Source organism: Butyrivibrio sp. MB2005 (genome assembly GCF_000424285.1).
Lineage (GTDB): Bacteria > Bacillota > Clostridia > Lachnospirales > Lachnospiraceae > Butyrivibrio.
The window spans coordinates 166,041-188,590 of record NZ_AUJP01000005.1 but is presented as its reverse complement, the minus strand read 5'-3'; the positions used below and the strand labels follow the sequence as shown (position 1 = coordinate 188,590).

Annotated in this window: 17 protein-coding genes and 1 tRNA gene; 17 read left to right on the top strand and 1 reads right to left on the bottom strand. The window is 39.1% G+C overall.

The window, feature by feature from the left end; translation table 11 throughout:
• Positions 1 to 74: 74 nt before the first annotated feature.
• The 13 genes from G610_RS0103325 to G610_RS19555 all read left to right on the top strand — a co-directional run bounded on the left by G610_RS0103325 (position 75) and on the right by G610_RS19555 (position 15,792).
• Positions 75 to 962, top strand: coding sequence for a YicC/YloC family endoribonuclease (locus tag G610_RS0103325; RefSeq protein ID WP_026523647.1), 888 nt, complete (start codon positions 75 to 77; stop codon positions 960 to 962).
• Positions 963 to 1,046: 84 nt separating this feature from the next.
• Positions 1,047 to 1,670 (top strand): guanylate kinase, encoded by a 624-nt coding sequence (gene gmk, locus G610_RS0103320; RefSeq protein ID WP_026523646.1) that lies wholly within the window; start codon positions 1,047 to 1,049, stop codon positions 1,668 to 1,670.
• A 36-nt stretch (positions 1,671 to 1,706) separates the two neighbouring features.
• On the top strand, positions 1,707 to 1,988 hold the full coding sequence (gene rpoZ, locus G610_RS0103315; RefSeq protein ID WP_026523645.1) for a DNA-directed RNA polymerase subunit omega: 282 nt from the start codon (positions 1,707 to 1,709) through the stop codon (positions 1,986 to 1,988).
• Positions 1,989 to 2,001: 13 nt separating this feature from the next.
• On the top strand, positions 2,002 to 3,399 hold the full coding sequence (gene rimO / locus G610_RS0103310; protein WP_026523644.1) for a 30S ribosomal protein S12 methylthiotransferase RimO: 1,398 nt from the start codon (positions 2,002 to 2,004) through the stop codon (positions 3,397 to 3,399).
• On the top strand, positions 3,383 to 3,919 hold the full coding sequence (pgsA, locus tag G610_RS0103305) for a CDP-diacylglycerol--glycerol-3-phosphate 3-phosphatidyltransferase (RefSeq protein ID WP_026523643.1): 537 nt from the start codon (positions 3,383 to 3,385) through the stop codon (positions 3,917 to 3,919). The genes rimO and pgsA overlap by 17 nt, the downstream gene beginning before the upstream one ends.
• Positions 3,920 to 3,997: 78 nt before the next feature.
• Entirely contained in the window at positions 3,998 to 5,641 is a 1,644-nt protein-coding gene (locus G610_RS19565) for a DEAD/DEAH box helicase (protein WP_051197556.1), read from the top strand.
• A 208-nt stretch (positions 5,642 to 5,849) separates the two neighbouring features.
• Positions 5,850 to 7,157 (top strand): alpha-amylase family glycosyl hydrolase, encoded by a 1,308-nt coding sequence (locus G610_RS0103295; protein ID WP_026523642.1) that lies wholly within the window; start codon positions 5,850 to 5,852, stop codon positions 7,155 to 7,157.
• An 83-nt stretch (positions 7,158 to 7,240) separates the two neighbouring features.
• Positions 7,241 to 7,678 carry a dUTP diphosphatase gene (dut, locus tag G610_RS0103290; RefSeq protein WP_026523641.1) on the top strand — a complete coding sequence of 146 codons (438 nt, stop codon included), beginning with the start codon at positions 7,241 to 7,243 and terminating at the stop codon, positions 7,676 to 7,678.
• A gap of 147 nt (positions 7,679 to 7,825) precedes the next feature.
• Positions 7,826 to 8,899 carry an ABC transporter ATP-binding protein gene (locus G610_RS0103285; protein ID WP_026523640.1) on the top strand — a complete coding sequence of 358 codons (1,074 nt, stop codon included), beginning with the start codon at positions 7,826 to 7,828 and terminating at the stop codon, positions 8,897 to 8,899.
• Positions 8,899 to 11,028, top strand: coding sequence for a Gldg family protein (locus G610_RS0103280; RefSeq protein WP_026523639.1), 2,130 nt, complete (start codon positions 8,899 to 8,901; stop codon positions 11,026 to 11,028). The genes G610_RS0103285 and G610_RS0103280 overlap by 1 nt, the downstream gene beginning before the upstream one ends.
• An 80-nt stretch (positions 11,029 to 11,108) precedes the next feature.
• On the top strand, positions 11,109 to 11,669 hold the full coding sequence (locus tag G610_RS0103275) for a DUF4340 domain-containing protein (protein ID WP_026523638.1): 561 nt from the start codon (positions 11,109 to 11,111) through the stop codon (positions 11,667 to 11,669).
• 649 nt (positions 11,670 to 12,318) lie between these two features.
• Positions 12,319 to 14,859 (top strand): 1,4-alpha-glucan branching protein GlgB, encoded by a 2,541-nt coding sequence (gene glgB / locus G610_RS19560; protein WP_051197554.1) that lies wholly within the window; start codon positions 12,319 to 12,321, stop codon positions 14,857 to 14,859.
• A gap of 6 nt (positions 14,860 to 14,865) precedes the next feature.
• A complete protein-coding gene (locus G610_RS19555) occupies positions 14,866 to 15,792 on the top strand; it encodes a mechanosensitive ion channel family protein (RefSeq protein ID WP_051197552.1) in 927 nt (308 codons plus the stop codon).
• A gap of 86 nt (positions 15,793 to 15,878) precedes the next feature.
• Here G610_RS19555 and G610_RS0103260 read toward each other — a convergent pair.
• Positions 15,879 to 15,951, bottom strand: a tRNA-Thr gene (locus G610_RS0103260).
• 272 nt (positions 15,952 to 16,223) lie between these two features.
• Between G610_RS0103260 and G610_RS0103255 the strand changes: the two genes are divergently transcribed.
• The 4 genes from G610_RS0103255 to G610_RS0103240 all read left to right on the top strand — a co-directional run bounded on the left by G610_RS0103255 (position 16,224) and on the right by G610_RS0103240 (position 22,545).
• On the top strand, positions 16,224 to 18,407 hold the full coding sequence (locus G610_RS0103255; protein ID WP_081667176.1) for a leucine-rich repeat protein: 2,184 nt from the start codon (positions 16,224 to 16,226) through the stop codon (positions 18,405 to 18,407).
• A 167-nt stretch (positions 18,408 to 18,574) separates the two neighbouring features.
• Positions 18,575 to 20,002 (top strand): argininosuccinate lyase, encoded by a 1,428-nt coding sequence (gene argH / locus G610_RS19550; protein ID WP_051197550.1) that lies wholly within the window; start codon positions 18,575 to 18,577, stop codon positions 20,000 to 20,002.
• Between the two features lie 54 nt (positions 20,003 to 20,056).
• Positions 20,057 to 21,142 (top strand): aspartate-semialdehyde dehydrogenase, encoded by a 1,086-nt coding sequence (gene asd / locus G610_RS0103245; RefSeq protein WP_026523636.1) that lies wholly within the window; start codon positions 20,057 to 20,059, stop codon positions 21,140 to 21,142.
• A 23-nt stretch (positions 21,143 to 21,165) separates the two neighbouring features.
• A complete protein-coding gene (locus G610_RS0103240) occupies positions 21,166 to 22,545 on the top strand; it encodes an ATP-binding protein (RefSeq protein ID WP_026523635.1) in 1,380 nt (459 codons plus the stop codon).
• Positions 22,546 to 22,550 lie beyond the last annotated feature (5 nt).

Sequence of the window (22,550 nt, the reverse complement as noted above, 5' to 3'; positions counted from 1 at the left end):
TTACCAAATAGAAAATATTGGATAGAACGAAGAGTGATATTTCGTTCTTAATCTTCAATAATCCAGGAGGGTTTATGGTTTGCAGTATGACAGGCTACGGACGCTGTGAAGTAGCAGACGAGAAGCACAAATTTACCGTTGAGATGAAGTCGGTTAACAACCGTTATCTTGACATCAACATCAAAATGCCAAAGAAGTTCAATGCTTTGGAATCCAAGATCAGAAACGAGCTTAAGAAATTCATTAAGCGCGGCAAGGTAGATGTTTTCATTTCTTATGAAGATTTTTCAGAGACAGATTCAAAGGTTAAGTACAATAAAGCAATTGCTGAAGAGTATCTGACTTACTTAAAGCAGATGTCAGAGGATTTTGGAATTGATAATGATATCAGAGTATCTTCTTTATCCAAATATCCCGATGTTTTCAGCATGGAAGATGTTGAGCCCAATGAAGATGAAATGTGGGAGCAGCTTAAAAAAGCTGTGGATGGCGCCGGTGAGGAGTTTGCTGCATCCAGATCAAGAGAGGGTGAATTCCTTCGTCAGGATCTTGAAGAGAAGCTTTCCAATATGATGGATAGCGTTGAATTTATCACAGAGCGATCACCTATCATTATTGAGGAGTACAGAAACAGACTTCGCGATAAGGTAAAAGAGCTTCTTGAGGATAAGGCCGTTGACGAGAACAGACTTATTATGGAAGTTACACTTTATGCTGATAAGGTTTCTGTTGATGAAGAACTTGTAAGACTTCGCAGTCATATTAAGGCTATGAAGGATGAGCTTAATAAGGGCGATGACAAGGACGGAATCGGACGTAAGCTTGATTTCCTTGCTCAGGAGATGAACAGAGAATCCAACACTATTTTGTCCAAGTCAACAGATCTTGAGATTTCAGACAGAGGAATTTCTCTTAAGACAGACGTTGAGAAAGTCCGCGAGCAGATTCAGAATATTGAATAAATGCTTGTCAGTACCTGTAGTTTTGTGTTATTATCAGCTCTATTGCGGGTTAAAACAAAGCCGCAAAGGAAGTGTGGTATTTAGATGAATAATAAAGGTATTATTGTCGTTGTTTCCGGATTTTCAGGTGCCGGAAAGGGCACACTGATGAAGGCTCTTTTAAGCAAGTATGATAACTATGCTTTATCAATTTCAGCTACGACCAGGAATCCCAGACCAGGTGAGACCCATGGAAAAGAATACTTTTTTGTAACAAAAGAAGAATTCGAGAAGCTTATAGCTGAGGACGGACTTGTTGAATATGCCAATTATGTAGGTAACTACTATGGTACGCCCAAGGCCTTCGTTGAAGAGAAACTGGATCAGGGAAAAGATGTAATCCTTGAGATCGAGATTCAGGGAGCGCTTCAGATTAAGAAGAAATTCCCTAAAGCACTTCTTCTTTTTGTAACTCCGCCATCAGTTGATGAGCTTAAGAAGAGACTTATCGGCAGAGGAACAGAAACAGAGGATGTCATACACGGCCGACTTCTTCGCGCAAAAGAAGAGGGACAGGGTATTGACGAATATGATAATATTATAATCAATGATGATCTTGATACATGCGTTACCACAATGCATGAAATCATACAGGCAGCTCACTATACACCTGATCGTAATGTGGAATTCATAAACAGCATCAGAGAGCAGCTTTCAGAACTTAAATAAGCTATAATAAACTTATGTTTTTAATGGAGGAAAAAGATGATACATCCGTCATACGTAGATTTAATGAAGGTAGTTAATAAGGACGTTGAGGAAGGTAATGAGCCTATCATCAGCTCAAGATACTCAATCGTTATGGCTACAGCTAAGAGAGCAAGACAGCTTATCGCAGGTGATGAGCCTATGGTAAAGGTTAAGGATAAGGAGAAATTCCTTTCAATCGCTGTTGACGAGCTCAATGAAGACAAGCTTCGTATTCTTTCTGATGAAGAGAAGGCTGCTCTTACTGCAGAGAACGAAGAGATCACTACAGAGGAGTAATAGATAATAATCTATGAAAATCTTATTTGTATCACTTGGATGTGATAAAAACCGTGTAGATTCCGAGGTTATGCTCGGAATGCTATCCAGCAGAGGTCATGAATTCACAGATGATGAAGAGATCGCTGAAGCAGCTGTAGTAAACACATGCTGCTTTATTGGTGATGCTAAGGAAGAAAGTATCAACACTATCATTGATCTTGCAAAGTATCGCACTTCCGGTCAGTATAAGGCGCTTATTGTAACGGGCTGTCTTGCTGAGAGATACCGTGATGAAGTCCTTAAGGAGATTCCTGAGGTTGACAGAATTATCGGTACAGCATCAATCGAGCATATTATAGAAGCTTTGGATTCTGTTCTTGAAGAGAACGCTGTTTCAGAAAAATCACTATCTGAGAAAGAGTATCTGGACAGTCTTGATAAAAAGCCTGTAGGAAACAGGAAAAGAATCCAGACTACAGGCGGTCAGTTCAATTATCTTAAGATTGCAGAGGGCTGCAATAAAAACTGTACCTACTGTGTAATTCCCAAGGTAAGAGGAAGATATCGCTCAGTTCCTATGGATGAGCTTGTTGCTGAAGCAAAGACACTTGCTGATAAAGGTGTTTCAGAGCTGATTCTTGTTGCACAGGAGACAACACTTTACGGAGTAGATCTCTATGGAGAGAAGAAGCTACCTGAACTTCTTAAAGAGCTTTGCAAGGTTGAGGGTATCAACTGGATAAGGCTTATGTATTGTTATCCCGAAGAGATTACAGACGAGATGATAGAGACCATAGCAAATGAGCCTAAGATCTGTAATTATCTTGATATCCCTATTCAGAGCGGTTCTGACCATGTGCTTCGCATGATGGGCAGAAAGACCAACAGAGCTGAGATTACTGAGAGAATAAAATACATCAGAGAGAGAATTCCTGATATATGTTTAAGAACGACTCTTATCGCAGGATTCCCGGGAGAGCTTGACGAGGATCATAGGGAGACACTGGAGTTTGTAAAAGAGATGAGATTTGACAGACTTGGATGTTTTACCTACTCCCAGGAAGAGGACACTGTTGCAGGCGAGATGCCGGATCAGATTGATGAAGATATCAAAGAACAGCGCCGCGATGAGATAATGGAGCTTCAGCAGGAGATAGTTTTTGAGGCTGCAAGAAATCGTGTAGGTCAGACAGTTTCTGTTGTAATTGAGGGCAGAATTACTGATGATGACGAAGACGAATATGGTTATACTTACGTTGGTCGTACCTTTATGGATGCGCCTGATGTAGATGGATATATTTTTATAATGAATGTACCGTTTGATCTTATGAGCGGACAGTTCGTAGAAGTAAAAATAACAGGTTCCAACGATTACGATCTGGTTGGGGAACTTATTGTGGAGGGGGACCAGGATGAATTTACCGAATAAACTTACTGTATTTAGGGTTTTACTTATTCCGTTTTTTGTTATATTTTTACTTGTGCCGATTTTTGGAGAGCCTGATAAGTGGATAGCACTTACGATTTTCGTAATTGCATCGCTTACGGATCTGGCTGATGGCAAAATCGCCAGAAAATATAATCTGGTAACAGATTTTGGGAAATTTATGGATCCGCTTGCGGATAAGCTTCTTGTTTGTAGCGCCATGATCTGCCTTATAGAGCTTGGCAGAATTCCTTCTTGGATAGTGGTTGTGATTATCGCAAGAGAGTTTATAATTAGCGGCTTCAGACTGATAGCAGTTGAAAAGGGAAGGGTTATAGCCGCAAGCTACTGGGGTAAGTTCAAAACAACTTTCCAGATGATAATGGTAGTTTTAATGATCGCCAATATCGGACAGTTGCAGGTAGTAACAACGATAATAATGTATATAGCACTTGTGCTCACTATAGTTTCGCTTGTTGATTATCTTATTAAGAATAAAGACGTTATGAGCGGAGCAATGTAATTTAGTAATGCTAGTGGGGGACAGCATTTATTGTTTAAATGTTGTCCTCCATTTTTTTATAAAAAGAAAGAGGTAAGAATGTCAGATATTTTAAAAGACGTAATGGAAGAAGAGGAAAAGAAAGATACACGTATCAGATATGATGAGGCTGAAGGAATTGATGAAAGAGTTCTTCGTGCAGTTACAGAGATGGGATTTGAATACATGTCACCCATTCAGGCTGCTGCGATTCCTGTGATGATGAGAGGTACAGACCTTATCGGACAGGCCCAGACAGGGACAGGAAAAACTGCTGCCTTTGGTATACCCACACTTCAGAGCATCAATCCTGAATCAAAGCATCTTCAGGCAGTAATTCTCTGTCCCACAAGAGAGCTTGCAATGCAGGCAGCCGATGACCTTAGAAGCTTTGGTAAATACATGCATGGAATAAAGGTTCTTGCAGTTTATGGCGGTCAGGACATTTCAAGACAGATAAGAGCACTTTCATCAGGAGTTCAGATTGTTGTAGGTACACCCGGACGTGTAATGGATCACATGAGACGCCACACCATGAAGATGAAGGATGTTAAAATCCTTGTTCTTGATGAAGCTGATGAGATGCTGGATATGGGCTTTAGGGATGATATTGAGACCATTCTTGAAGGTATGCCTGAAGAGAGACAGACAGCTCTTTTCTCAGCAACAATGCCTGAGCCTATTTTGCAGATCACCAAAAAGTATCAGCACGACGCAGAGTACATCCGTATGACTCCCAAGGAGATCACAGTTAAGGCCATTGAACAGAGTTATTATGTGATTCCTCAGGTTTATAAGGAGGAAGCTCTTACAAGACTTATTGAATACAATCAGCCAAAGAGAAGCCTTATTTTCTGTAATACCAAAAAGAGAGTAGATGAGCTTACATCAAGTCTTAAGAAGAAGGGCTTTAGAGCTGAAGGCCTACACGGAGATCTCTCACAGTATCAGAGAGATACTGTTATGAATATTTTCAGATTCGGACAGGCCGATTTCCTTATTGCAACAGACGTTGCTGCAAGAGGAATCGATGTTAGCGGAGTTACTGCTGTATTTAACTACGATATTCCTGAAGATACAGAATATTATGTACACAGAATAGGCAGAACAGGCCGTGCAGGTAAAAGCGGTAAGTCTTATACACTTGTAACACCAAGAGAGATGTATAAGCTTCGCGAAATTGAGAGAAACTGCCATACGAAGATTGAAGAAAATGATATACCTTCAGTTAAGGAAGTTCAGAGAGCAAAGGCAAGAAAGGTTTTCTCTGAGGTAATTGATCTTATTGAGAATAACGAAGTCGGCGATGCTTATGACTTTGTTCAGAAGAAAATCGATGAAGGCGAATATACAGCAGAGCAGCTTGCAGCAGGTCTTCTCAAACTCAAGATGGGTAAGGCTCCTGCAGAGATTGACTTTAAGGTTCCAAGAAGAGGTCATTCTTTCCGTGATGGCAAGAGAACAGGTGACAGAAGACGTGACGGCAAGGGATTCTTCGGAGATAAGGACCGCGGTGGCAGAGGAAGAGGCTTCTCATCAGATAAGGATGGTAAGAAGAAATTCTTCTCCAAGGATGGTAAAAAGGGCGGATTCTTCTCCGATGCAGGTAAAGGTGCAAAGCATAAAAAGGCATCAGCTGATAAGTTTAGAAGAAATACCAGACCCAAAAGTGAAAAACTTGGCATAAGTCGTAGAGAAAACTGATATAATTGATATAGGTGTCATAAGTCAAAAATGCGGGCATGCTTGCATGTTGAGCATTTTGACTTCATGACCCTAACAAATATGAGGAATTAGCAATTTACGAAGTAAATTAGCGGTTTCCGAATATTTGTAGAATTGCGAGAGTTTCGAAGAAACGGAGCAATTCGTTTATCAATATTTACTTACATTTTTTTATGAGGGGATAATTATGTGGGCATACGAAACAGGTTTTTATCAAATCTATCCCTTGGGTTATTGCGGGGCACCGTTTGAAAATGATGGCAAACAGGAGCATAGGATATTAAAGGTTATAGACTGGATACCGCACCTTAAAAAGCTTGGTGTTGGTGCAGTGCTCTTTAATCCAATATTTGAATCCGATACCCATGGCTATAATACAAGGGATTATAAAAAGATCGATGTACGTCTTGGTACCAATAAGGATTTTAAAAAGGTATGCGATAAGCTTCATAAGGAAGGCATTAAGGTAATTCTTGATGGAGTATTTAATCATGTAGGTCGCGGCTTTTTCGGATTCCAGGATGTGCTTCAAAAGAGATGGGACAGTGAGTATAAGGACTGGTTCCATATTAACTTTGATGGTAATGACGGCTATAATGACGGTCTTTATTATGAAGGTTGGGAAGGTAACTACGATCTTGTTAAGCTGAACCTGTGGAATGAGAATGTCGTTAACTATCTTCTTGATGCCGCAAACAGCTGGATCGATGAATATGATATAGATGGCCTAAGGCTTGATGTGGCATATTGCCTTGAACAGAATTTTATCAAAAGGCTCAGAGGCTCAATGCTTGCAAGAAAAGAGGACTTTTTCCTTGTGGGTGAGATGATCGGCGGCGATTATCACAAGGTTATGGGACCGGAGCTTTGCCACAGTGCTACAAACTATGAGTGCTATAAAGGGCTTTTCTCAAGCTTTAATTCTATGAATATGTTTGAGATAGTTCATTCACTTCTTCGTCAGTTTGGTCCTGAAAACTGGTGCATGTACAGAGGTGAGCATCTTCTTTCGTTTGTAGACAATCATGATGTGTCAAGAATAGCAAGTAACCTTAATAACGAAAGACATCTCCCGCTTATCTATGCAATGATGTTTGGAATGCCCGGAATACCTACTGTTTATTACGGCTCTGAATGGGGAGCCAAGGCTCACAAGTCAGAAGGGGATCCCGCTCTTAGAGCTTGTTTTGATAAGCCGGAGTGGAATGAACTTACAGATGTAATCGCAGCGCTCTATAAAGCAAAGAAGGAAAGCAAAGCTTTGCAATACGGTGATATGAAGCAGCTGGTTCTTCAGAATAAATATTGTATAATTGAGCGTGAGACTGAGGGCGACAGAGTTATGATAGCTGTTAATGCAGATGATAATCCTGTTCATGTTGATTTCAATGCAAGAGCAGGAAGAGCTCATGATCTCATAACCGGTGATACAATAGATTTTGGCGGTGGCCTTGATATCCCTGCATGCACTGCTTATGTTCTTCAGCCTTATTAAAATATGAGTATTTGAATATGTACATTATAGTTTTGCCAAGTACACGCAAGAGCAGAACATCATTATAAAGGAGAGTATGAAAAATGTTAGTTAAAATCAAAAAGCTTGATAGCGAAGCTACACTTCCGGGAAGAGGCAGTCTTGCAGCTGCAGGCTATGACCTCTATGCCAATGTGAAGGAGGATACAAAGATCGCTCCTCACACAACAGCAAAGATCGGAACAGGTCTTGCCATGGAAATACCGGATGGATATTTCGGCGGTATCTATGCAAGAAGTGGTATCGCAACAAAGGAAGGTCTTCGCCCTGCTAACTGTGTAGGAGTTGTTGATTCTGATTATCGCGGTGAGATAATCGTTGCTGTACATAACGATTCTGATGTAGAGCGCATAATTACTCCCAATGAGAGAGTCGCTCAGATCATTATTCAGCCTTATCTTGAGGTGGAGTTTGAGGTTGCTGATGAGCTTAAGGAATCAGAGCGCGGAGCCGGCGGCTTTGGTTCAACAGGAAAACAGTAAAAACACAGTTTTTTCACAATTTCTTGCATATTAAGTCACAAATTAAATTTAATACAGTAGTAAACTAAAGTCTGTGCATAGAGATAAGCGATTATCTTAACTGCACAGATTTTTTTGCTTTAAAAGCGATAAAGGGAGGTAATTACTGTGATTGAAGTCAAGGATATTGTGAAAAGCTATGGCAATCACAAAGCAGTAGATCATTTATCATTTACTCTTGAAAAAGGTAAGATTTACGGTTTTCTTGGACCTAACGGTGCAGGTAAATCAACAACTATGAACATCATGACAGGATATATTGCTGCCAATGGGGGAACGGTAACAATCGATGGACATGATATTGTAAAAGAACCGGAGGAAGCTAAAAAGTGTATCGGATATCTTCCTGAGCTTCCACCTCTTTATATGGATATGACTGTATCCGAATATCTTTATTTTGTTGCAGATCTTAAAAAGGTACCCAAAAAAGAAAGAAGAGACCAGCTTGCGAAAATCATGAGTCTTACTATGCTCGGCGAATATGAAGGGCGCATGATAAGGAATCTGTCAAAGGGCTACAGACAAAGAGTAGGTCTTGCTCAGGCTCTTATTGGATTTCCTGAGGTCATCATTTTGGATGAACCCACAGTTGGTCTTGATCCTCAGCAGATCATTGAGATAAGGAATCTTATCAGATCTCTTAGAGATGATCATATCGTAATCCTCAGCTCACATATTTTGTCTGAGGTTAATGAAGTTTGCGATGACGTGCTAATTATCTCTCATGGCAAGCTTGTTTGTCAGGGAACTCCTTCAGAACTTGAAGATAAGTTTAGCGGTGCTGAGCATATCAAAATGTCAATTCTTGGTACAGAAGCTCAGATCAGAGGCGCTCTTGCAGGAGTACCTTCAATTTCTGAAATTACTATTGAGGAAGAAAAGGATGCTCAGGGTGGCGTAATAGTTGAAGTAGTCAACAATTCATCTGAGGACATCAGAGCCGATATCGCAAGAGCCCTTGCAGGAATCGGACTGCCTGTACTTTCTATGGAGACTCAGAAAAAGACTCTTGAGGATGTATTCCTGGAAGCTACAGGCCTTGGAGATGAAGAGATTCAGAATAACAGTGAAGCCTCAAAGGCTGACACTGATTCTGCTGAAGAAAAATCCGAAGAAGCAACAGAGGAAAATGTTGCCGAGGATAAGAAAGAAGAAGCTGAAAATAAGGAGGATGAGGAATAATGCTTGCTATATTTAAAAGGGAGTTTAAATCCTACCTTCGTTCATTTATAGGACCGCTGTTTATCGCTGCAGTCATTTTTATGTTTTCACTTTTCTTTACTATTTTTAACCTTATGGGACTCTCAAACAATATAAACGGATCCCTGTATAACCTTGGTTACTGGGGACTTATGTTCCTGATTCCGATCCTTAGCATGAGAGCTTTTTCAGAGGAGAGGAAAAATAAGACAGATCAGCTGATACTTACAGCTCCTGTTTCAGTTGGCAGTATTGTTTTTGGAAAGTTTCTGGCAATTGTAGCTATATTTGCAATACCTGTAGCTTTTATCTGCGTAATGCCTCTTGTACTTAACCTCTTTGGGGATGTTCCGCTTTTATGGAATTACACAAGTATACTTGGGTTCTTCCTTTATGGAGTGATGCTTATTGCAATATGCATTTTCATTTCCAACCTTTCAGATAACCCGCTTATCTGTGCAGTAATTTCAATACTTATTATTTTGCTTGGTAATTTAAGCTCCAATTTTTATAACAGTTTAAATTCTACTTTTGCCAAGAATCTTCTTGCATCAACCATTGATTTTTCAACAAGAATGGCGAAGATGATGACAGGTAACTGCGATGTAACTTCAATTGTTTATTTTGTATCAGTAACAGCTCTGTTCCTTGTCTTATCAGTGCAGATAATTCAAAAGAGAAGATATTCTGTTTCTAAAAAGAATTTCAGCATTACAGCCTACAGCTCTGTAACCGTCATCATCCTTATTGCAGCGGTTATAGCAGCAAATATGGCAGCACTTCAGATACCTGATGAGATAAGAGAAGCTGATGTTACAGCCCAGAACCTTTATTCATTAACAGCTGACTCTGAGAAAATTGCAAAAGAGATCACTGATGATATAACTTTATATTTCTTTGCACAGGAAGATGATGCCCAGTCAAAGACCAAGGATGAATCAATTGAGAAAATCCTAAAGCAGTATGCATCATTAAATGATCATATTTCACTTAAGTATATTGACCCTGTTCTTAATCCTCAATTTGCAAAGAATTACACTGATAGTTCGGTTGCTTATTCAAGCGTAATAGTTGTAAATGAGACTAACGGAAGAAGCAAGGTTATCAATTATAATGATATGTTCGAATCCACAATGGACTATCAGACTTATCAGCAGTCAATCACAGGTTATGACTCAGAGGGCGAGCTTACTTATGCACTTCAATATGTATGCCTCTCCGATGATGACATGATGAACGCCTACAGCATCACAGGACACAATGAGATTTCATTTACATCCAAATTCAGCGATGTTCTGGATAAGGACAATATAAAGGTTTCAGAGCTTTCACTTCTTACAAGTGAAAAGGTACCGGATGACTGCAAGCTCCTTATTCTCAATACACCTCTTGTAGATTACAGCGAGGATGAAGCAAACAAGGTAATTGATTATCTTAATAATGGCGGAAATGCACTTATAATCACCTTCTATAAGACAGACGGAGAGCTTACTAATTTTGGCAAGATCCTTGATTACTATGGTGCAAGCCTTGAAGAAGGCAATGTGATTATTGAGGCAGATGCTAATAACTATGTAGCAGGTTCTGATCCATATTACATTTTACCTGAACTTGGAACTGATACTATTACCAGCTCCATTACATCACAAGGCTTTGGAAGTGTTTTTGCACCTCTTTGTCAGGCTATTAGTTATACTGCAAAAGATGACGTTACTGTTACAGAGCTTCTTAAGAGTTCTGACAGTGCTTACCTTCAGTCAATTACTAATCCTGATGATAAGAGCGAGAACGGTCCTTACATTATAGGTCTTAAAGCTGTAAAAGAACTTGATTCCGGATCATCAACAGCGGTTATCTATTCTTCAGGTGACATGTTTACTGAAGGCGCTGACCAGATGGTTCAGGGCAACAACGTAAGACTTTTTGCTAACTCAATAAATGCCCTTGTAACCTTTGATAAGGAACTAGTTACAATTCCTGCCAAAGACGCAGAAACACCCTTATCAATAAAAGGAAGCTATTGCATATTCATGATGGCAGGCTTTGCAGCACTTGTGCTTGTGATATTCTTCGCAGGTCTTGCAGTCTGGATCATCAGAAGAAGGAAATAAATAATTTAGTGTAAATAGAATTCTGTTTTTCTTAGGGAAAGCAGAATTCTATATTTTAATAAAACAGATTGGAGCACAATATGAAAAAACAAAAAGTTCAGCTGATTATTCTTTTAGCTTTATTATTGGTTTTTGTGGGTGGATACTATGGACTTCAAAAATACAATAAGGACGAAGCAGCAAAGGAGAGCGAATCTACCTATACCGCTTTATCATTAGGGGATGATGCTGACGTTACAGTATTGCACGTGAAAAATACAAACGGAGAGTTTACTCTTGAAAAAGCAGACGATGAAACCTGGACATTAAAAGAGGATTCATCAGTAGATGTTGATGAAAGCAAGATTACAACAAAAATCAGTTCACTTAAATCAATTACCTCAGACCAGATAGTAGAGGATTACAGCGACCTTTCTGACTTTGGCCTTGCAGAACCTGCTGAAACCGTAGAAATCACGCTATCTACAGGTGATACTCATACAATCAAGATCGGTGATTATAATAACACGGTGAACAAGTATTACATTTTAGTTGATGATAACACCACTATTTACACAGTAAACTCCATCATCAAAACCAACTTTGGTTTCTCAGTTGATGATATAACTGCAACAGCAGAAGAAGACACAACCGCAGAGTAGAATTTCAAACCTTACTACATACGAAAACTGGATAAATTATAATTCCACAGTTTACATTTGTGTTATTGGAAAAAATGAATATTCGGAAGCAGGTATATAAGATAGAAAAACACACAGAAATTATATGTCTTTTTATAAGCGACTAAGCGGGGCAGGTATATAAGATAGAGATATCAGGCTCAATTATATACTTTTTTCTATGCGTTATAAGTACATGAGGCGAGTATTACAGGAATGGAATATAGAAAAAGTATATAAGTCAAATTAAGATTTTTATTTTATATACCGGTCGGCGAAGTTTCGGGGTGAAATAGGTATATAAATTTACCTAAAGAGCTTTTCTTATATATGTTGTGTAATAAAGAGCGTTATAAATATTTTACTAACACTTTTGTAAAAGGAGAGATAGAATTCCAAAAATACAGACACCTTTAAAAGCACAAAGACTCTACTGCCGGTTTTAGACCAATGTTTCATTTCCGGTGATTTAAAGCACGGGCATAGCATTTAAACTCGTTAAATGCTGATATATCCGTGCTTTACCGGAACAAGGAAATGAAATATTGGATAAAACCGAGCATAGCAAAGTTTTTGTGCTATAATATTTGTCAGAGAATTTTGAAAATTTATGTAGGTGGAGGTAAATGTGATGAACAATAAGCTTTATAAACTTATGAATTGGCCGGAGATTGAAGAAATAATTTATTCTGACGGAGACGATCCTCATCGCATTTTGGGCGCCCACAAAGTTGGCTCCAATCTTCTTATTCAGACCTTTTATCCCTCAGCAGTTGAAATAACAGTTGTACCTTCTGGTAGCAGCAAAACTTATAAAATGGAGCTTGCAGATGAAGCAGGCTTTTTTGCAGCGCTGATACCTATTAAGGAAGGTACCGATTATAAATACAGGATAAAGCTTGATAACGGTGAGACCAAGGAAATCTATGATGCCTATAATTTTCAGCCGCAGATGGACAGAGAGGACTTCATCAAGTTCAACAGCGGAATTCATTATGACATCTATGAGAAGCTTGGTGCACACCCTATGACCATTAATGGTATTGAAGGTACAAGCTTTGCTGTATGGGCACCTGATGCTGCAAGAGTCAGCGTTATCGGTGATTTTAACGAATGGGACGGAAGAGTCAACCAGATGAAGAGAGTTGAACAGTCCGGCGTCTTTGAGATTTTTATTCCCGGTGCAAATGATGGCGTAGGCTATCAGTACGAGATAAAAACTAAGGGCGGCGTCATTTTCAAGCGTCCCGATCCTTATGGATATGCTTTTGCAGATAAAGACTTTACTGTATCAAAGGTTGTTGGAATTAAGGACTTTAAGTGGACTGATGCAGCATTTATAAAAGACAGAACCAAATTTGACAGAGACAGCGATCCTCTTTCAATCTGTGAGATAAATATTGAATCCTTTGCAGCAAAGCATCAGAATCATATTCCTGATTATAAAGAGCTTGCTCTTGATATTTTATCCTATGTTCAGGATCACGGCTTTAATGCTATTGAGCTTTTCCCTGTAATGGAGCATATTGGAGGACATCCTTATCATATTACCGGTTTCTTCTCAGTTCAGGGAAGATATGGAACACCGGATGGATTTATGGAATTCGTTAATATCATGCACGAAGCAGGTATCAAGGTATTTATGGATTTTGTTACCACATTTTTCCCGAAGCTTCAGTGCGGACTTAATGCCTTTGACGGACAGGCTCTCTATGAATATCCTGATCCCAGAATGGGCGTACATCCCAGAACCGGCGATCTGATCTTTGACTTTGGAAGAAAACAGGTTACCAATTTCCTTGTATCCTGCGGACTTTTCTGGACTCAGAAGTTCCATTTGGACGGACTTAGAGCTGCAGATATAGCAAAGATCCTTTATCTTGACTATGACAGAAAGCCTGGTCAGTGGATTCCCAATATGTATGGCGGAAACGAGAACCTTGAAGCAAAAGAATTCCTTTGCAACTTTAACAATGTATTAAAGACAAAGAATCCGGGACTTATTACCATGACCAAGGAGACATCCTGCTGGCCCAGAGTTACAGGAGAGCTTGATGACGGCGGACTTGGATTTGACTATAAGTGGAACAACGGATGGACCAAGGACTTCCTTGACTACATTCAGAATGATCCGCTTTTCAGATCAGGTAATCATAATGAGCTTACATTCTCGCTTATTTACTGCTATACAGAGAGATTTATCCTTGCCTTTACTCACGAAGAAATCGGAAAAGGCTTAGAGGGACTTTATGATCTTATGCCCGGTGATTCAGCGCAGAAGATGGCAGGTGTGAGACTTGCAGTTGCCTATGCTATGTGTCATCCCGGAAAGAAGATGTTCTACATGGATCCTTCAGCTCTCAGTATTGATAACGCTGTTTTCCTTGAAAACATGATCCACATGCTGAATGAGATCTACAATCAGAGACCGGCCCTTCATCAGCTTGATACCAATGATGCAGGCTTTGAGTGGGTTAACAGCATGGCAGCTGAGGAGTGCATGATGTCCTTTATCCGTAAGGGAGAAAAAGACGGTGACATGCTCCTTGTAGTTGTAAACATGGCAGGTGTAGACAGAACCTTCGAAGTAGGTGTTCCTGCTGATGGTAAATACTACGAGATTTTCAACTCTGATGATACCAACTTTGGCGGACAGGGTATTGTTAATCCGGGAAGAATTGAAGCTGACTTCACTGAAGCTGACGGAAGACCTTATTCAATTCCTGTTAAGGTTGCTGCTACTTCAATTGCTATTTTCTCATACACTCCTTATACAACTCAGGAGAAGAAGATCAGAAAGATCCGCGAAGAGGAAGCAATCAAAAAGCAGAACGAGCGCGAAAAGGCATTGAGAGAGCTCAAGGACAGACAGGAGAAGGAAGAAGCTAAACTTCTTAAGGAGCTTCATGAGCGCTATGAAAAAGAACTTGCTGCTCAGGAGGAAGCAATTGAGAAGAAGTATGAGCAGATAGAGGAAGAGAGAATTTCAAGCGTTGTTTCCGAGGCTGCTCTTAAGTCCATAACAGGCAGCTCAGCTAAGAAGTCAGCTGCCAAGGCTTCTGCTAAAAAGACTGCAACAGCTAAAACGACAGCAAAGAAGACTGCTTCTAAAACCACAAAGAAGACAGCCACAAAGACAAATACAAAAAATACTAAAAAGAAGGACGAATAATACATAATGAATTACATGATAAATGCCCTTACTTCAACAGCGGCAGCTACAGCTACTGCACAGGCTGAGGCAGCTATGGAAACGTTAGCTGAAGTTACAGGTAATGAAAACCTTAATCCGGGAGTTATCGAAAAATATATGAAAGAACTTCCGGATAAGGCCTTTGCCTTAGCTGTTAAGGTTGCTCTCGCAATAATAGTACTTGTTGTACTGTGGCAGGTAATAAAGATTGTAACCAATATTATTGAGAAGTCCCTTGAGAGAACCAAAATCGATAAGGCGATAGCAATGTTCCTTGCCAAATTCATAAAGGCTGCGCTTCAGATAATGCTTCTGTTTTCAATAGCTGCGGGCTTTGGAATGGACACAGCAAGCATTGTGGCACTTCTCGGATCTGCCGGCGTAGCTATCGGTCTTGCTGTTCAGGGAACACTTTCTGATTTTGCAAGTGGTATCCTGATTTTAATAGCAAAGCCTTTCAGAGTTGGCGATTATATAGAAGTTACAGGTTCCGGAATGGAAGGAACAGTAACTGAAATAGCACTTATTAACACCAGGATGCTGACAGCAGATTTTCGAAAGGTTGTAATGCCAAATAAGATTCTGGCATCAGCAACTGTTGTTAATAACTTCGGTAACTCGATGCGAATTCTTGATACTATGTGCAGTATAGCCTATTCTGCGGATATTGATAAGGCAAGAGCAGTAGCCCTTGATGTAATGCATAATAATGAATTTATTTCAGATAAGCAGGAATGCGCGGTATATGTAGATGAACTTGCTGATTCAGGAGTTAACTTAAGAATTAGAGGCTGGGTTAAGCCCCAGGAGTACATTAAAGCAAAATGGTCCATGAACGAAGCCATCAAAAAAGCCTTTGATAAGAATGGTATCGAGATACCATTCCCTCAGGTGGATGTACATATGAGATGAAATTTTAGATATAAGCTGTTACACTTTGGGATAGTGTAGCAGCTTATTTTATTAATAAAATAAGGAGCCGACATTGTCGACTCCTAAGCTGGAAAAGGGACTTGAACCCTCGACCTACTGATTACGAATCAGTTGCGCTACCGACTGCGCTATTCCAGCGTGTATGTGAACACAAATGAAATTATACCTATATTAAAGACTTTTGACAAGTTTAAATTAATAGGTAAATCTATATAAAATTCAAAGAAAATAAACTCATAATATACTTTTACTGTCAAGTACGAATTATGAATAAAACTGTTCAAAATTCGTATCCTAAGCTTGCTTTTATTGTAATAAAATTGCATATGGAGGGGTTTTAATTTCTTTAGGTATTTATTATTTAAAGCTCAAAGTGAATGTAATTTTTTTGAAAGGGGTTTGGATTTTTTATGGTAGGAAAAGTGTTTAAGAAAATTTTATTAGGAACGATAGTTTTGTCTTCTCTAGTGTGTTTTGCTCCAAAAGCAGGAATGGATATTATGCCATTTGATGCTGTTATTAATGCGAAGGCTGGGAATGATGTATTCACAATTAGCGATGATAGAACAACATTGATAGCAGATGGACCTTTTACTCAATCAGACCTTATGAAGGCATGTTCCTCAAGCGTAGTTACAAAATTCAAAGCAACTTCGAATTGTATTCTTCCTATTAATTGTGACTTTCTATTTGCGAATACACTTTTTGAGTCTATAGATTTATCAGAAGCAAATTTTTCCAAGGTTAAATCTATGAATTCTATGTTCACGAATTGTACAAAACTGAAGAATGTCAAAGTCAAGGTGCCATCAAATGTTGTAAGTATTGTTGCAATGTTTGGTTATTGCAAGAGCCTCGAGGAAATTGATGTAACCGGTTGGGATTTATCTATTATCACGGACATTAATTCACTTTTTTATGGTTGTTCTTCATTAAAACATATTTATGGTTTGAACAAGCTTTATACTAATAGAATTGAATACATGTCAAGTATGTTTTCTGGTTGTAGTTCTTTAGAAACATTGGATATGAGTAAGTTAAATTTCCCGAAACTGAAAGAAGCAAAAAGTTTGTTTGCGGGGTGTACAAAACTAAAAGATGTGAAGTTACCGTATATGACAAACCCGACACTTGAAGCTACCAGCAATATGTTTAAGGGCTGCGAATCATTAACAAAGCTTGATTTATCGAATATGAATACATCTAAAGTCGAAAATATGGAGGCGATGTTTAATGGTTGTATGAACCTTAGAACTATAAAGGTTTCTGAACTGTGGTCGACTTCAAGGGTTTCCGGTGATGACGGTAATTATATGTTTTCAAATTGTATAAAACTGCAAGGCGGAAATGGAACAAAATATGATTCTTCACATGCGAATTATGGATATGCACGTATAGACAGCTATGGTAATCCTGGCTACTTTGTAGGAGATGAATGTACTGCTCATAATTTTGATGCGACTGTTAAAGGTTCAACACTAACACTCAAATGTTTCAATTGTGGGGAAGAAAGAAAATTTGAATTAAAGGCTGATAGCAAAGAATATGATGGAAACTTAGCTACAGTAGAACTGATAAAGCCATCAAATCTGGATGGATTTCCGGATGAATTTTATGAATATGAAGGACGTAACGGTACAACTGTTTTTGATTCAAGTACCGCACCTTATTATGTAGGAGAATATACTGTAAGAGTCCACATTGGATATGTTGCAGGAAAATGCTTTGATGATTATTGGATAGAAAAGGATTTTGATATCACCAAGATAAATCTTAAAGCTGATATGATAACTCTTTCTGAGTCCACTTATAAATCAGACGGAACAGAGAAGAAGCCTGAAGTTACCGTAAGACATAATGGAATACTTCTTGAAGAGGGCAGACAGTATAATGTTACATATAAAGATAATGTAAATCCGGGTACAGCTACTGTTACGATTACAGCTACAGATTTTCCTGAATGTAATTACAGAGGCTCTGCAAGTAAGACCTTCAAAATACTTAATCCTGATGGCTCCGACCCTGAAAAGGCAGAAACAAATGAGGATGCCGCAAAGGTTAATACTGAAAATAAAGTAAAGGCCAAGGGAACAGAATTTACATCTTCCGATAATAAGGCGACTTACGTAGTAATATCCGAAGAAAGTGAAGATCCTGCTGTTTCATTTAAGGCGTCTAAGGATACAAAGGCAAAGACAATTAGAATACCTGAAACTGTTACATTTGAAGAAGTAACTTATAAGGTTACCTGCGTATCAAAGAATGCATTTAACAAGAATAAGACTGCAACATCCATAGTTGTTGGCAAAAATGTAAAAACACTTGAAGATAAAGCATTTGCAGGAGCAAGCAAGGTTAAGACAATTACAATCGGTGAAAATGTTGAGAATATCGGCAATCAGGTATTTGCAAAGACTCCTGCACTTAAAAAAATAACCTTTAAGACTAAAAAACTTACAACTAAGACAGTAAAAGCGAAGGCTTACAAGGGAACTGCTAAAACAGTTACCTTTAAGGTACCTAAGAGTTCTAAGAAGAAATATAAAAATTTCTTCTATAAAAAAGCGCTGAGCAAGAAAGTTTCTATAAAATAAAACATTGTAATATCGATTATGGGGGACGATTTTGGTTAAAAATACTGTCCCCCATAATTTATTAAAAAGGGCAAAAATAATCCTTGTTTTTACTTTCACACTGTGATAAGTTATAACATAATTATGAAAAAAGGTTTATGTGTAGTTTAATAAATGAGGAGAAATGAATGGCACAGCTATGGGGCGGTAGATTTCAAGGTGAAATCAGTGAGCTGGCTTGGAAGTTCAACGCATCAATCTATTTCGATAAAAGGTTAATAAACCAGGATGTATGCGGAAGCAAAGCTCATGTAAAAATGCTGCAAAAACAAGGAATAATTACTAAAAGCGAATGCAAGGCAATCATTGACGGCCTTGATTCAATCCTTAGTGACGTAAACGAAGGAAAGCTTGAGATCACAGATAAATATGAAGACATTCACAGTTTCCTGGAATCAAATCTGATTGACAGGATTGGTGATGTCGGCAAAAAAATGCACACCGGTAGGTCAAGGAATGATCAGGTGGCACTTGATATGCGTCTTTACATCCGTGAAGAGGTTCGTAATACAGCTGACCTTCTTTACAATATGTTAAAGACTCTTAATAAACTAATGTCTGAAAACATTCATACTTACATGCCGGGCTTTACACATCTTCAAAAAGCTCAGCCTGTAACACTTGCACATCATCTCGGTGCTTACTTTGAGATGTTCAAAAGAGATTCCCGTAGACTTGAAAATATTTATATGTTAATGAATTTTTGTCCACTTGGAAGCGGAGCACTGGCAGGAACCACATATCCGCTGGACAGAGAATTTGTAGCACAGCAGCTGGATTTCTACGGACCCACAAAGAACAGCATGGATTCGGTATCGGACAGAGACTATCTGATTGAATACCTGTCAGCTCTTTCTATAATAATGATGCATCTATCCAGATTCAGTGAAGAAGTAATAATCTGGAATTCAAATGAATACGGCTTTGTCACTATCGATGATGCTTATTCAACAGGTTCAAGCATTATGCCTCAGAAAAAGAATCCTGATATTGCAGAACTTGTAAGAGGTAAGACGGGAAGAGTATACGGAGCGCTGAATTCGCTTCTTGTTACCATGAAGGGAATCCCTCTTGCCTATGATAAGGACATGCAGGAGGATAAGGAAGTAAGTTTTGATGCAATTGATACTACTAAGAACTGCCTTATTCTTTTCACTGATATGCTTTCTACCATGAAATTCAATAAAGAGACCATGGAAAAGAGCGCAATAAGAGGCTTTACAGATGCCACAGATGCAGCCGACTATCTTGTCAACAAAGGTGTTCCTTTCAGAGATGCCCATGGCATAATAGGAAGACTTGTACTTTATTGCATAGATAAAGAAGTTGGAATATCAGATCTTGAGCTGGATGAACTTAAGAAGTTCTCCGATAAATTCGATAAAGACGTATATGATGCAATAAGCCTTAAGACCTGTGTAGAGAAGCGTCTTACTGTAGGAGCTCCGGGTCCGGAGGCAATGAAAAATGAGATTAAAGGAAACGTTGAATTCCTTGATCTTTTCTGGACTAAAACCCATAGCCCGTTATATCCGGACTGTCAGGATGAAGACTGACGGCATGTTTTTTAGGTACCAAATTTAGTTATTATATAAGAGGAGAGTGAAAAAATGAGCGAGAAATTGAAAGTAGCAGTTCTTGGCGCAACAGGAATGGTAGGCCAGAGATTTATTACTATTCTTGAAAACCACCCCTGGTTTGAAGTTGCTGTAGTTGCAGCAAGCCCCAGAAGTGCAGGTAAGACTTATGAAGAATCTGTTGGCGACAGATGGAAGATGGAAGTTCCTATGCCTGAAGCCGTTAAGAAGCTTATTATCAAGGACGTTACAAATGTAAAAGAAGTAACAGAAGGCGTAGATTTTGTTCTTTCAGCTGTAAACATGTCAAAGGATGAGATCAAGGCTATCGAAGAAGAGTATGCAAAGACAGAGACTCCTGTAGTTTCAAATAACAGTGCTCACAGATGGACTCCTGATGTTCCCATGATGGTTCCGGAGATCAATCCTGAGCATTCAGACGTTATCGAATTCCAGAAGAAGCGTCTTGGAACAACCAGAGGCTTTATCGCAGTTAAGCCTAACTGTTCAATTCAGAGCTATGCTCCCGCACTTTCCGCATGGAGAGAGTATGGCCCTTATGAAGTTGTTGCTACAACATACCAGGCTATTTCAGGCGCAGGAAAGAACTTCAAGGAGTGGCCTGAAATGGAAGGCAACATCATTCCTTTCATCTCCGGTGAGGAAGAAAAGAGTGAGATGGAGCCCCTTAGAATTTGGGGACATATTGAGAACGGAGTTATCGTTCCTGCAACAAGTCCGCTTATTACTTGCCAGTGTATTCGCGTTCCCGTTTTATACGGTCACACAGCAGCTGCATTTGTAAGATTTAAGAAAAAGGTTTCAAAGGAAGAGCTTATAGAGAAGCTTGTAACATTTAAGGGTAAGCCTCAGGAGCTTCAGCTTCCCAGCGCACCCAAGCAGTTTATTCAGTATCTTGAAGATGACAACCGTCCTCAGGTAGCTCTGGATGTAAACTACGAAGGTGGTATGGGCGTAAGCATTGGTCGTCTTCGTGAGGATACACTTTACGATTACAAGTTCGTAGGCCTTTCACATAACACATTAAGAGGAGCTGCAGGCGGAGCAGTTGAATGCGCTGAGCTTCTTAAGGCACTGGGTTACATTAACAAGAAATAATTTTTAAGAATAGGAATCCGACTATGGAAAAGAGCAAAGTACAAGAACTAGATATTTTAAACAGCTATTATGAGACGGGGAAAAATCAGATTGTAATTGTTTATGGTCACATTAAAACCGGCAGTGAGACTGTACTTACTACATTTGCATCGGATAAGCAGTACACATATTATTGTGCTGTTTCATCATCTGAAAGATTGCAGCAGTATATTTGGGCCAAAGATCTTCATGATAAAGGTGCATCTCTTCCTGAATATCCTGACTATGAGACCATTTTTGAAGCATACGAGAGAATGGCCATAAATAGTGGCAAGCCTTTGCTTATTTTTATCGATCGATTTGAAGAAATAATGAAATCCAGTCCGGATTTCCTTGAAAAAGTCAGCAAGATAATCTATAGAGATGGTCATCCTCAGATGATGCTCTTGCTTCTTGGAAACAATGCTGCATGGATTGAGAATAATATGGTAGCAAAGCTTGGTAATCAGGCATCCTACATAACAAGTTTTTTGAAGATTAAGCCATATTCTTTCCAGGAAATGAGAAGAAAGTTCGCTAAAATGAGTGATACCGATGTTGTTTGCGTATATTCTGTATTTGGCGGAAAAGCAAAGCTTTGGGATTATTTTGATGAGGAAAAGACTTTCAAACAGAATGTCATCGATAAATTCCTCGATGCAAGCAATAGTGTTCTCCTCAGGACTACAAGTGCAATGCTTGAAGAGAACCTGAGAGAGACAGCTGTTTACAATACCATCCTTTATGGACTTGCAAACGGACAGAACAAGCTAAATGATATCCATCATGCTACAGGATTCTCAAGAGCTAAGATCATGGTTTACTTAAAGAGCCTTATTGATCTTGGCATGGTTGAGAAGGTTTACTCATTCTCAACAACCGGACATGAAAATGTGCAGAAGGGCGTTTACAGAATAATTGATCCTCTTGCGCACTTCTTCTTCAGATTCCTTTATCAGAATCTCAGTAAGATTATCAGAATGGATGCTGAAGATTTTTATGATATGTATATTTCTGATGGTTTGCAGGAATATGTAAATTACGCATTTAAGCTTGTTTGCAAAGAGTATATTCTTAAGATGGCTGAATACGACAGACTGCCCTTCAAGATTGAAGATGAAGGTGAATGGGTAGGTAAGATGGGTACTCTTGATATTGTTGCTCAGAGCGATATCGGAGACACTCTTGTTGGTATCTGCTCATGGAACAGAAAACTTGATATATCAGATATCGAGTTTATCAGAAGCTGTTCAAAGAGAGCAAAGCTCAACCCTGATTATTATTATCTGTTCTCAGCTCAGGGCTTTGAAGATGGACTTAAGGAGCTTGCAGCTGAATCTTCAACCATCAAATTGATTGGACTCGATGATTTGATGAACGGCTGATAAAA